The sequence below is a fragment of the Streptomyces sp. NPDC086787 genome (assembly GCF_044745865.1).
Lineage (GTDB): Bacteria > Actinomycetota > Actinomycetes > Streptomycetales > Streptomycetaceae > Streptomyces.
This window is the reverse complement of the sequence record NZ_JBIVBC010000004.1, coordinates 159098-170919: the sequence shown is the minus strand read 5'-3', so window position 1 is coordinate 170919 and position 11822 is coordinate 159098. Positions and strand designations below refer to the sequence as shown.

The following is an 11822-nucleotide window of genomic DNA, read 5'->3' as shown; positions in this document are numbered from 1 at the left end:
CGTCGGCCGTGCGGGCCCCGCGCCTGCGGCCTGATCCGAACGACAGACCCGAGCCCGCCGCCACTCGCCGGGACGAGGATCAGATTCCCGCCAACCGCCCGGCGCCCGGCCGCAGATAGACCGCCCAGGTGACCACCGCGCAGACCGCGTAGGCGGCGAGGAAGGTCAGGTACGCGGCGTCGCCGTTCCCGCTCGTCAGGAACGACTGCCGGAAGGCGAGGTTGACCAGCACCCCGCCGAAGGCCCCGACCGCGCCCGCGAGCCCGATCAGCGCGGAGGAGCGGCGCCGCGCGTCCTGTTCGGCCGCTCCCGGATCGGCACCGCCCGCCACGGCGCCGTCCGCCCGCGCCCGGAAGACGGCGGGGATCATCTTGTACGTGGATCCGTTGCCGACCCCGCTCAGCACGAAGAGTGCGATGAAGCCGGTCAGGAAGAGCGGCAGCGATCCGGCCCGGGAGGCGGTGAGAACGGTGGTCGCGCCCGCCGCCATCAGCAGGAACGTCAGCAGGGTGACCCTCGCCCCGCCGAACCGGTCGGCCAGCCGCCCGCCGACCGGCCGCGCCAGTGAGCCCAGCAGCGGCCCGAGAAACGTGAGGCATGCCGCCCGCACGGGGGTGCCGAACTGGTCGTGGAACTGCACCTGGAGCACCTGTCCGAAGGCGAAACCGAAGCCGATGAAGCTGCCGAAGGTGCCGATGTAGAGCAGCGACATCACCCAGCTGTGCGGCTCCTTCGCCGCCTGACGCAGCGCCCGCCTGTCGTTGCTCATCGAGCCGAGGTTGTCCATCCGCAGCGCCGCGCCCAGCGCCGCCAGCACGATCAGCGGCACGTAGACCAGAGGGACCAGCCGGGGATGGCCCGCACCCGCGGTGGCCAGCACCAGCAGGCCCACCAACTGCACCACCGGGACGCCGAGGTTGCCGCCGCCCGCGTTGACGCCCAGTGCCCAGCCCTTGAGCCGGTGCGGGTAGAACGCGTTGATGTTGGCCATCGAGGAGGCGAAGTTGCCGCCTCCGACACCCGCGGCACAGGCCACCGCGAGCAGCGTGCCGTAGGAGACGCCCGGCCGCAGCACCAGCCCGGCCAGCGCCGTGGGGAGCAGCAGCAACAGGGCGCTGAACACCGTCCAGTTACGGCCGCCGAAGCGCGCCACGGCGTAGGTGTACGGCAGTCGCAGTACCGCGCCCAGCGCGGTGGGCAGCGCGGTGAGGGTGAACTTTCCCGCCGCGTCGACGTGGTAGGCCGGGCCGAGGAAGAGGACCAGCACCGACCACAGACTCCACACCGAGAAGCCGATGTGCTCGGTGAGGACCGAGAAGACCAGGTTGCGGCGGGCGACCCCGGCACCGGTCTCGGTCCAGAACTCCTCTTCCTCCGGCCGCCAGTCGGTGATGGTCCGCGTCCGGTCAGGCGTCCCACCGGGCCCGGCCTCGGGTGCCGGGGCCGCGCCTCCGTTTTCGACAACAGTGCTCAACTCGGTTCACCTGTCCGTTCGTTCGTGTCGGGTGAGACCCGGACCGGCCAGAGCCGCAGCACCGCGGGCCGTCCGTCCGGGGCGGTCTCCTCGTCCAGGCAGCGGCCGTCGCGCAGGTCGAAGGCCTGCTTGTACATGGGTGACGACAGCGTCGGAACGCCCGCGCGGCTGCCCAGGATGCCGCGCGAGAGCACATGCGCCCCGCTGAACGGGTCGCGGTTGTCGACCGCGTACAGCCCGCCCGTGCGGTCCCGGAAGACCGCGACCTGCTGACCGCTCGCGGTGAGCGCGGCCACCCCACGGCCGGGGGTGAGCTCGCGGTAGTCGCAGACCCGGGTCCACTCCCGGCCGTCCAGGATCTCGACGGCGCCGACCCGTGTTCGGGCCGCTGGTGTGGGGCCGGTCTCGGGCAAGGTGTAGGTCATGCGGTGCGCACCTCCAGTCGGGGCCCGGCGACCAGCGCCGGGGTGAGGATCCGCCCGTCCTCGTCGGGGCGGGCGGGACGGATCTGGCCGCGTTCGGGTACGAAGGTCACGGCCGGGTCGGGGGTGCCGGGGGCGTTGACGAAGGAGGTGAAGCGGCGCAGTCGCTCCGGATCGGCCAGCGCGGCGGCCCACTCGTCCTGGTAGCCGCCGACATGACGGGACATCAGCGCGTCCAGCTCGGTGCAGATGCCGAGGGAGTCCTCCAGCACCACCTGCCGAACGTGCTCCAGGCCGCCCTCGATCCGGTCCAGCCAGACCGACGTGCGCTCCAGCCGGTCGGCGGTGCGGATGTAGAACATCAGGAACCGGTCGATCGTCCGGATCAGCGTCTCCTTGTCCAGGTCGGCAGCCAGCAGGTCGGCATGACGTGGTGTCATGCCGCCGTTGCCGCCGATGTGGAGGTTCCAGCCCGTGGAGGTGGCGATGATCCCGAAGTCCTTGCCCTGGGCCTCGGCGCACTCGCGGGCGCAGCCGGAGACGGCCGCCTTGAGCTTGTGCGGGGAGCGCAGGCCCCGGTAGCGCAGCTCCAGTTCGATCGCGAGCCCGACCGAGTCCTGCACGCCGTAGCGGCACCAGGTGTCGCCCACGCAGGACTTCACCGTGCGCAGCGACTTGCCGTAGGCGTGGCCGGACTCGAAGCCGGCGTCCACCAGCCGACGCCAGATCGGCGGCAGCTGATCGACGGAGGCGCCGAACAGGTCGATCCGCTGACCGCCGGTGATCTTGGTGTAGAGGCCGAAGTCACGGGCGATCTCACCGATGGTGATCAGCCCCTCCGGGGTGATCTCACCGCCGGGGACACGCGGTACGACCGAATAGGAACCGTTGCGCTGCAAGTTCGCGAGGAAGTGGTCGTTGGTGTCCTGGAGCGCGCCCTGTTCGCCGTCCAGGATGTGACCGCCGTTCAGGCTCGCCAGGATGGAGGCGACCGCGGGCTTGCAGATGTCGCAGCCCTCGCCGCCGCGTCCGTGTCCGTCCAGCAGTTCGCCGAAGCTGCCGATTCCGAGCGTCCGGACGATCTCGTACAGCTCGGCGCGGGTGTGCCCGAAGTGCTCGCACAGTCCCCGGTCGACGGTGACGCCGCCCGCCGCCAGTTCCTCGGCGACGAGCGTGCCGAGGAGCTTCACACAACTTCCGCAGCCGGTACCGGCCTTGGTGCACTTCTTGACCTCGGGGACGGTGCTGAGGCCCTGATCGCGGACGGCGGCGCCGATGGCGCCCCTGGTGACGTTGTGGCAGGAGCAGACGACCGCCTCGTCCGGCAGTGCGACCGGGCCGCCAGCCGCAGCCGCCCCGGCGGGCAGCACCAGCTGTTCGGGTGCGGTGGTGAGCGGCCTGCCGCCCATCGCGAGGGGGCGCAGCACGCCGTAGGACTCGGTGTCGCCGACCAGCACTCCACCGAGCAACCGCCCGTCGCGGCCGATGACCAGCTTCTTGTAGACGCCGGTCCGGCTGTCGCTGTAGAGGACGTCGGCCGCGCCCTCGGTGGTGCTGTGCGCGTCGCCGAAGCTGGCGACGTCCACGCCGAGCAGCTTCAGCTTGGTGGAGGTGTCGGCGCCGGTGAAGCGGTCCTCCTCCCGCAGGGTTCCGGCGAGGGAGCGTGCGGCTGTCTCGGCCATCGCGTAGCCGGGTGCGACCAGGCCGTAGACCCTGCCGTCGGTGGCCAGCGCGCACTCTCCGACGGCGTACACGTTCGGGTCGCCGGTGCGGCAGCGGTCGTCCACGACGATGCCGCCGCGCTCGCCGACCGCCAGCCCGCAGTCCCGGGCCAACTGGTCGCGCGGCCGCACTCCGGCGGAGAAGACGACCAGGTCGGCGGGGAGTTCGCGGCCGTCGGACAGACTCATGGCGCGCACCCGGCCGTCCGGGCCGGTGACGATGGCCTTGGTGCCTGCGCCGGTGTGGACCCGCACCCCGAGATCCTCGATCTTGCGGCTGAGCAGCCGCCCGCCGCCCTCGTCCACCTGGAGCGCCATCAGCCGCGGGGCGAACTCCACCACGTGGGTGTCCAGGCCCAGCGCGGTGAGCGCGCCCGCCGCCTCCAGACCGAGCAGACCGCCGCCGACGACCACGCCGGTCCGGGTGGACTCCGCACCGGCCTCGGCCCGGATCGCCTCAAGGTCCTCGATGGTGCGGTAGACGTGACAGCCGGCCGCGTCATGGCCGGGGACCGGTGGGACGAACGGGTAGGAGCCGGTGGCCAGGACCAGTGCGTCGTAGGACAGCACCGCACCGGAGGCACAGGTGACGGTCCGCGCGGCACGGTCGACGGCGGTGGCCGGGTCGGACAGCCGGAGGTCGATGCGGTGCTCGGCGAGGAATCCGGGCGGGGTGAGCGACAGTTCCTCGGTGCTGGTTCCGGAGAACCACGAGGTCAGGTGGACCCGGTCGTAGGCGGCCCGGGGTTCCTCGGCGAGCACCGTGATCCGCCACTCGGCGGCGCCGGGCTGCTCGACGAGGGCTTCCAGGAAACGCTGGCCGACCATGCCGTGGCCGATCAGGAGCAGGTTCCTCAGCCGGTGCCGGGTCGTCGCGTCGGTCGTCATCAGCGGGCTCCATGGGTGGTGAGCAGGTGCAGGGGAGGGTCCGGCAGGGCGGCGTCGCGCTCCAGCGCGCGGGCCAGATCGCCCACGGTGGCCAGGTCGCCGAGGAGGATCGCGCCGACCAGGCGGTCCCCGCGCAGCACGAGCTTCTTGTAGCTGCCGCGGGTGGCGTCGGTCAGGCGCAGCACGTCGAGGCCGGGTGTGCCGCCGGGATCGGCCTCGTCCAGGTCGACTTCGCCGAAGGCGGCGTACTCCAGCGGTCCCACGCTCAGCCGGGCCAGCGGCCGGGAGCCGGTGTAGCGGGCGTCCGGGTCGGCGCCGGAGAGCCGGGCGGCGAGCACGTCGGCCTGCTCCCAGGCCGGTCCGGCCAGCCCGTGGACGGCGCCGCGGTGCTGGGCGCAGTCGCCGATCGCGTACACGTGCGGTGCGGAGGCGGCCAGGGTGTCGTCCACGACGATCCCGGCGGCGACCTCCAGGCCCGCCGCGTGCGCGAGCGCGGTGCGCGGCCGGACCCCGCAGGCGAGCACCGTGAGATCGGTGCCGAGCCGGTAGCCGCCGGCCAGTTCGACCTCGCCGCTGTCGGTGAGCGCGCGGGCGCGGTTGCCGAGGTACGTCTCGACGCCCAGGGTGCGCAGCGCCTCGCGCAGGGCGGCCGCGGCATCCGCGTCGAGCTGGCGCTCGATCAGATGCGGGCCCTGGTGCACGATTTCCACCCGCAGTCCGAGCGCGGCCAGCGCCCGGGCGGTGCTGACACCGAGCACCCCGCCGCCGATGACGACGGCGCGCTCGGCGCTCATGGCCCGCTCGGCGAGGTCGGCACAGTCGGCGAGGGTGCGCAGTGCGTGCACCCCGTCGCGCAGCCCGGTGGCGTCGGGGCGGCGCAGTCCGCGCAGCGGCGGCAGCACCGGGTTGGCGCCGGTGGCCAGGACCAGGTCGTCGTGGTGTTCGGTGCGGCCGTCGGCGAGGGTCAGGGTGCGGGCGTCCAGGTCGAGGGCGACCACCTCGCTGCCCGGCCGCAGCTCGGCGTCGCCGGTCGGCAGCGCGATGGCTTCGGCGTCGTAGCGGCCGGTCAGCACGTCGGCGAGCAGGACCCGGCTGTAGGGGGCGCGGGGTTCGGCGCCGTAGAGGACGACCCGGCCCGTCCCGCCGGACGCCCGGTAGCGCTCGGCGAACCGCGCGGCGGCCATGCCCGCGCCGATCACCGCGATCCGGCGCCCGCTCACGACGAACTCCCGGCGGCCGCTTCCAGGCGTACGGCGCAGACCTTGAACTCGGGCATTTTCGATGTCGGGTCAAGGGCCGGATTGGTGAGCGTGTTGGCGCGTCCCGGGCCCGGCCAGTGGAACGGCATGAAGACCGTGTCCGGCCGTATCGCACCGGTGATCCGTGCCGGGGCGACGGCCCGGCCGCGCCGGGAGACCACGGTGAGGAGTTCGCCGTCGGCGACGCCCAGCCGCTGCGCGAGGCGCGGGTGCAGCTCCACGAACGGGCCGGGCGCGGCCTCGGCGAGCGCGGCCACCCGGCGGGACTGCGCGCCGCTCTGGTACTGGGCCAGCACCCGGCCGGTGGTCAGGTACAACGGATACTCGGCATCCGGTTCCTCCGCGGCCGGACGGTGGCCGACCGGCGTGAACCGGGCCCGGCCGTCCGGAGTCGCGAAGGCCTCGAGGAAGAGCCGCGGCGTGCCGGGGTGGTCCTCGGCCGGGCAGGGCCAGAAGACGCCGTCCTCGGCGCGGATGCGGTCGTAGCTGATGCCCGCGTAGTCCGCCTGTCCGCCCGCCGAGGCGCGCCGTAGCTCGGCGAAGACGGTCTCCGGATCGTCGTCGAACCGGCCCCCGCCGCCCAGCCGTCCGGCCAGCTCGCGCAGCATCCACAGGTCGCTGCGCGCCTCGGCGGGCGGGGCGGTCGCCCGCTGCCGCAGGATCACCCTGCCCTCCAGGTTGGTCATGGTGCCGGTCTCCTCGGCCCACTGGGTGCTCGGCAGCACCACGTCCGCCAGCCGCGCGGTCTCCGACAGCACCACGTCGGAGACGACCAGCAGGTCCAACGCCCGCAGCCGCTCGGTGACATGGGCGGCGCGCGGTGCGGAGACCACCGGATTGGAGCCCATCAGCAGCAGCGCCCGCACGCCGTCCGGTCCGGACCGGCCCAGGCTGTCCAGCACCTCGTAGGCGGAACGCCCGGAACGGGGCAGCGTGTCGGGGTCCACGCCCCAGACCCCGGCGACATGCGCGCGGGCGGCCGGGTCCTCGATGGACCGGTAGCCGGGGAGCTGGTCGGCCTTCTGACCGTGCTCCCGTCCGCCCTGTCCGTTGCCCTGCCCGGTCAGGCAGCCGTACCCGGAGTGGAGCCGGCCGGCCTTGCCGGAGGCGAGGCAGAGGTTGATCCAGGCGCCGACCGTGTCCGTCCCCTTGCTCTGCTGCTCCGGACCGCGCGCGGTGAGCACCATCCCGGTCCGCGCCCGGCCGAACGCGTGTGCTGCCTGCCGCAGTTGGGCCACCGGCACTCCTGTGATCCGCTCGACCCGCTCCGGCCAGTGGGCCATGGCCGAGGCTCGCGCCCGTGCGTAGCCGGTGGTGCGCTCGGCGACGAAGTCCGCGTCGACCATGCCGTCGGCGATGAGCAGGTGCAGCAGTCCGAGGGCGAGGGCCAGATCGGCGCCCGGCAGCGGTTGCAGGTGCAGATCGGCCTGTTCGGCGGTGCGGGTGCGGCGCGGGTCCACCACGATCAGCGTGCCGCCGTTCTCGCGGAGTTCGCGGAAGTAGCGCAGCGCGGGCGGCATGGTCTCGGCCGGATTGGCGCCCACCAGGATCAGGCAGTCGGTGCGCGGGATGTCCGCCAGCGGAAACGGCAGCCCGCGGTCCAGCCCGAAGGCGATCCGGTTCGCGGCGGCGGCCGAGGACATGCAGAACCGGCCGTTGTAGTCGATCGTCGCGGTACCGAGCGCGACCCGGGCGAACTTGCCCAGCTGGTAGGCCTTCTCGTTGGTCAGCCCGCCGCCGCCGAACACACCCACCGCGTCCGCGCCGTACTCCGCACGCACCGCGGCGAGGCCCCCGGCCGCGCGGTCCAGCGCCTCGGCCCAGCTCGCCGCCCGCAGTTCGCCGCGCCCGTCCCGCACCAGCGGCGAGGTCAGCCGCACCCCCGGTGCCAGCAGGGCGGCGGCGCTCTGCCCCTTCCCGCACAGCGCACCCCGGTTGACCGGGAAGTCGGGCCGCTCCAGCACCTCCACCGGCGCCGCACCGCTCAGGCGCATGCCGCACTGCAGCGAGCAGTAGGGACAGTGCGTCGCGGTGGTCGAAGTCGCCGCGGCGGCCACGGCAGCTGGGGTGTCGGTCATGCATACGACCCTGACGGCGGGGCGTTACGCCGCCTTGTCCCGCGTGTTGCACCAGCGGTACGCCTCCCTCACGCGGCCACCGGTGCAGCACGGGTTTTTGGACACGTGCCGTAACACGGACCGGTGTTTCACTAACCCGCGCGTGACGGGCGGGTAACGTACCGGCAACCGCCGCCCCCGAGTCTGCGTCCATGGGCACTAGCGCCGTATCCCCCCAGGCCTCCTTCGGAGCACACCCGCCGCTGACCGGATTCACCGTCGGCGTCACCGCCGCGCGACGGCGCGACGAGCTGGTCGCGCTGCTGACCCGGCGAGGGGCACGGGTCGTGGACGCCCCGGCGCTGCGCATCCTCCCGCTGGAGGACGACATCGCCCTGCGCCGCGCCACCGAACTGTGCCTGCGCGCCCCACTGGACTACGTCGTGGCCACCACCGGCGTCGGCTGGCGCGGCTGGATGAGCGCCGCGGACGGCTGGGGCCGTGGCGCCGAACTCGCCGCCGTCTGCCGTGACGCGGTGGTCCTCAGCCGCGGACCCAAGGCGACCGGCGCGGTGCGCGCCAGCGGCCTGGACGAGTCCTGGTCGCCGGGCACCGAAGCCACCGACGAACTGCTGACCTGGCTCCTCGCCCGCCCGCTGCGCGGCGCCCGGATCGCGGTGCAGGAGCACGGACTGCCGCTCACCGGGTTCACCGCGGCGCTGCGCGAGCGCGGGGCCGAGGTGATCCCGGTGCCCGTCTACCGCTGGGCGCCGCCGGAGGACCCGGCCCCCGTACGGCGGCTGGTCGAGCAGACCGTCCGCCGCGAGATCCACGCGCTGACCTTCACCAGCGCGCCCGCGATCACCGCCTTCCTCACCACGGCGGGCGCCGACGGACTGCACGAACGGATGCTCGAAGTGCTGCGCGGCGACGTCCTGTCCGTCTGCGTCGGTCCGGTCTGCGCCCGGCCGCTGGCGGCGGCCGGGCTCCCGGTCGTCTGGCCGGAGCGCGGGCGGCTCGGCGCGCTGGTGCGCACCCTGACCGAGGTGCTGCCCGCCCGCAGCCGGCAGGTGGTGACCGTCGACGGCCGCGAACTGGCACTCCAGGGCAACGCGCTGCTGGTGGACGGGGAGATCCACTGGCTCTCCCCGAAGGCCGCGGCCCTGCTGCGCGCGCTCGCCGAGAACCCCGGCTGGGTGCTCAGCCGCGCCGAACTGCTGCGCCGGGCCTGGGCCGACCCGGATGCGGACGAGCACGCCGTGGAGGCGGCCGTCGCCCGGCTGCGGCAGTCGCTCGGACGGCACGGCAGCCTGGTCCGCACCGTGCCCAAGCGCGGCTACCGGCTGGCGGTCGCGTGAGCGACGCCCCGGTCCTCCTCGCCGTCGCCCACGGCACCCGTGAGACGGCCGGGGTCGCCACGACCGAGGCACTGGTGGCCCGGGTCAGGGCGCTGCGGCCCGGGCTGCGCGTCGAGCGGTGCTTCCTGGACCTGGTGTCCCCCTCGCTTCCCGAGGCGCTGGCACGGCTGCGCGGTGACGTGGTGTTGGTCCCGCTGCTGCTGGGAACCGGCTATCACGTCCGCGTGGACATCCCGTCCGCGCTGGCCGGGGCCCCGCGGCTGAACGCCCGGATCGCCCGCGCCCTCGGCCCCGACCCGCTGCTGGCCGACGCACTGACGGACCGGCTGCACGAGGCGGGCTGGCGGGCGGATGAGGGCCCGCTGGTGCTGGCGGCGGCCGGCTCCACCGACCCGGCCGCCAACGCCGACACCGCCGCGATGGCCCGGCTGCTGAGCGAGCGGCTGCCCGGTGCGGCCCCGGTGGTCCCCGCCTACCTCTGCGCGGCGGGACCCACCCCCGCCGAGGCCGTCGCCGCGCTCCGCGCCGCCGGACACTCCCGGATCGCCGTCGCCGAGTACCTCCTCGGCCCCGGCTTCTTCGCCCGCCGCGCGACCCGCTCGGGAGCCTGCCTCACCTCCGCGCCGCTCGGCGCCCACGAGGCGCTCGCCCGTCTCGTCGTGCGGCGCTACGACGAGGCGCTCACGATGCCGCCGCCGGCCATCCGGCGCGAACCCGTTCAGAACTCGTCCGCCGAGCCCCCCGGGATCTCCGTGAGGTGAACCGCTCTGCGCTCGCGCCGGGACACCTCGCACGCCTCGGCCACCCGCAGGGCCTGGAGAGCCTCGTGGCCGTCGCAGGGGTTGGCGCGCTCGCCGTGCACGACCTCCACGAAAGCGCACAGCTCGGCCTCGTAGGCGGCCCCGAACCGCTCCAGGAACCCGCTCCACGGCTTGTCCGCCGCGGGCGGCCCGGTCGGTTCGGTGGAGGCGACCGGCGTACGGTCGTCCAGCCCCACCACCACCGTGTCCAGCTCCCCGGCGAGCTCCATCCGGACGTCGTACCCCGCCCCGTTCAGCCGGGCGGCCGTCGCCGTGGCCAGCGTGCCGTCGTCGAGCGTGAGCAGGACGGCGCCCGTGTCGACGTCCCCGGCCTCGCGGAACATCCGGGGGCCGGCGTCCGACCCGGTCGCGTACACGTCGACGACCTCCCGCTCGGTCACCCAGCGCAGCGCGTCGAAGTCGTGGATCGCGGTGTCCCGGAACAGCCCGCCGGACGTCGCCAGGTATCCGGCCGGGGGAGGGGACTGGTCGGAGGTCAGCGCGCGGACCGTGTGCAGCCGCCCGAGGCGCCCCGAGCGCACCGCCTCCCGCGCACCGGCGTACCCCGCGTCGAACCGCCGCTGGAACCCCATCTGGAGCACCGTTCCGGCCGCCTCGACCTCGGCGAGCGCGTGCAGCGTGCCCGGCAGGTCGAGCGCGATGGGCTTCTCGCAGAACACCGGGAGCCCGGAGCGCGCCGCCCGGCCGATCATTTCGGCGTGGGCCGAGGTCGCCGTCGTGATCACCACCGCGTCCACGCCCCACTTGAAGATCTCGTCCACGCCGGGCGCGGCCGTCTCGCCGAGCCGCTGCGCGAGTGCCTGCGCGCGGCCGGGATCCGCGTCCGTGAGGATCAGCGAACCCACGTCGCGATGCCGGCTGAGCGTGTTCGCATGAATGGTGCCGATGCGGCCCGTACCGATGACGCCGATGCGCATGGAAACAAAGTGAGGTCCGACACCTCACCCTGTCAATGTGTATGTCCGGACAATCGAACTTCACAACTTCCCGTCAACCTTTCACGGAGCTACGCTCGGGCCGTGCCGAAACCAGAAGTGGACCCGACCGCAGCCCTCGACCTCAGGGTGGACCGAAGCTCGCCGGTGCCGTTGTACTTCCAGCTCTCGCAGCAGCTGGAGGCCGCCATCGAGCGCGGCGACCTCACTCCTGGCAGCCTCCTGGGCAACGAGATCGAGCTGGCCGCGCGGCTCGGCCTGTCCCGGCCCACCGTCCGCCAGGCCATCCAGTCCCTGGTCGACAAGGGACTCCTGGTCCGCCGCCGCGGGGTCGGCACACAGGTCGTGCACAGCCAGGTCAAGCGCCCGCTGGAACTGAGCAGCCTCTACGACGACCTGGAGGCGGCCGGCCAGCGCCCCGCCACCAAGGTCCTGGTCAACACCGTCGTCCAGGCCACCGCCGAGGTCGCGGCCGCCCTCGGGGTCACCGAGGGCGGCGAGGTGCACCGCATCGAGCGGCTGCGCATGGCCCACGGGGAACCGATGGCGTATCTGGTCAACCATCTGCCGCCCGGTCTGTTCGACCTGGACACCGCGCAGCTGGAGGCCACCGGCCTGTACCGCATGATGCGGTCCGCCGGCATCACCCTGCACAGCGCCCGGCAGTCGATCGGTGCCCGCCGTGCCACGGCCGCCGAGGCCGACCGGCTGGCCGAGGAGGAGGGTGCGCCGCTGCTCACCATGCGGCGCACCACATTCGACGACACCGGCCGCGCGGTCGAGTTCGGCGACCACACCTATCGCCCGGCGCGCTACTCCTTCGAGTTCCAGCTGCTCGTACGCTCCTGACGCGCGCCCGGCGGGGAGCAGGCACCCCCCCGTGGTGC

At 73.8% G+C, this 11822-nt stretch carries 9 protein-coding genes; 3 read left to right on the top strand and 6 right to left on the bottom strand.

The window, feature by feature from the left end; genetic code table 11:
- Positions 1–79: 79 nt before the first annotated feature.
- Genes ACIPK3_RS12860 through ACIPK3_RS12840 form a run of 5 tightly spaced genes read right to left on the bottom strand, consistent with a single transcriptional unit; the run spans position 80 to position 7842 of the window.
- A complete protein-coding gene (locus tag ACIPK3_RS12860; protein ID WP_402568945.1) occupies positions 80–1474 on the bottom strand; it encodes an MFS transporter in 1395 nt (464 codons plus the stop codon).
- Entirely contained in the window at positions 1471–1899 is a 429-nt protein-coding gene (nirD, locus tag ACIPK3_RS12855) for a nitrite reductase small subunit NirD (RefSeq protein ID WP_402568944.1), read from the bottom strand. The genes ACIPK3_RS12860 and nirD overlap by 4 nt, the downstream gene beginning before the upstream one ends.
- Complete coding sequence (gene nirB / locus ACIPK3_RS12850) at positions 1896–4505, bottom strand: nitrite reductase large subunit NirB (protein WP_402568943.1); 2610 nt, start codon at positions 4503–4505, stop codon at positions 1896–1898. The genes nirD and nirB overlap by 4 nt, the downstream gene beginning before the upstream one ends.
- Positions 4505–5725: an NAD(P)/FAD-dependent oxidoreductase gene (locus ACIPK3_RS12845; protein WP_402568941.1), complete on the bottom strand. Its 1221-nt coding sequence runs from the start codon at positions 5723–5725 to the stop codon at positions 4505–4507. Before ACIPK3_RS12845 ends, nirB begins: the two co-directional genes overlap by 1 nt.
- Positions 5722–7842, bottom strand: coding sequence for a molybdopterin oxidoreductase family protein (locus ACIPK3_RS12840; protein WP_402568939.1), 2121 nt, complete (start codon positions 7840–7842; stop codon positions 5722–5724). Before ACIPK3_RS12840 ends, ACIPK3_RS12845 begins: the two co-directional genes overlap by 4 nt.
- A gap of 191 nt (positions 7843–8033) precedes the next feature.
- On the opposite strand from ACIPK3_RS12840, the gene ACIPK3_RS12835 reads away from it, so the two are divergent.
- Complete coding sequence (locus ACIPK3_RS12835; protein WP_402568937.1) at positions 8034–9179, top strand: uroporphyrinogen-III synthase; 1146 nt, start codon at positions 8034–8036, stop codon at positions 9177–9179.
- On the top strand, positions 9176–9940 hold the full coding sequence (locus ACIPK3_RS12830) for a sirohydrochlorin chelatase (RefSeq protein WP_402568935.1): 765 nt from the start codon (positions 9176–9178) through the stop codon (positions 9938–9940). The genes ACIPK3_RS12835 and ACIPK3_RS12830 overlap by 4 nt, the downstream gene beginning before the upstream one ends.
- Here ACIPK3_RS12830 and ACIPK3_RS12825 read toward each other — a convergent pair.
- On the bottom strand, positions 9898–10917 hold the full coding sequence (locus ACIPK3_RS12825; RefSeq protein WP_402568933.1) for a Gfo/Idh/MocA family oxidoreductase: 1020 nt from the start codon (positions 10915–10917) through the stop codon (positions 9898–9900). The genes ACIPK3_RS12830 and ACIPK3_RS12825 overlap by 43 nt on opposite strands.
- A gap of 117 nt (positions 10918–11034) precedes the next feature.
- On the opposite strand from ACIPK3_RS12825, the gene ACIPK3_RS12820 reads away from it, so the two are divergent.
- On the top strand, positions 11035–11784 hold the full coding sequence (locus ACIPK3_RS12820; protein ID WP_402569429.1) for a GntR family transcriptional regulator: 750 nt from the start codon (positions 11035–11037) through the stop codon (positions 11782–11784).
- Positions 11785–11822: the final 38 nt, after the last annotated feature.

What these genes read in the sequence shown, in the direction of transcription:
- nirD (WP_402568944.1), bottom strand. Translation starts at nt 1,899, where the DNA reads ATGACCTACACCTTGCCCGAGACCGGCCCCACACCAGCGGCCCGAACA.
- nirB (WP_402568943.1), bottom strand. Translation starts at nt 4,505, where the DNA reads ATGACGACCGACGCGACGACCCGGCACCGGCTGAGGAACCTGCTCCTG.
- ACIPK3_RS12840 (WP_402568939.1), bottom strand. Translation starts at nt 7,842, where the DNA reads ATGACCGACACCCCAGCTGCCGTGGCCGCCGCGGCGACTTCGACCACC.
- ACIPK3_RS12835 (WP_402568937.1), top strand. Translation starts at nt 8,034, where the DNA reads ATGGGCACTAGCGCCGTATCCCCCCAGGCCTCCTTCGGAGCACACCCG.
- ACIPK3_RS12825 (WP_402568933.1), bottom strand. Translation starts at nt 10,917, where the DNA reads ATGCGCATCGGCGTCATCGGTACGGGCCGCATCGGCACCATTCATGCG.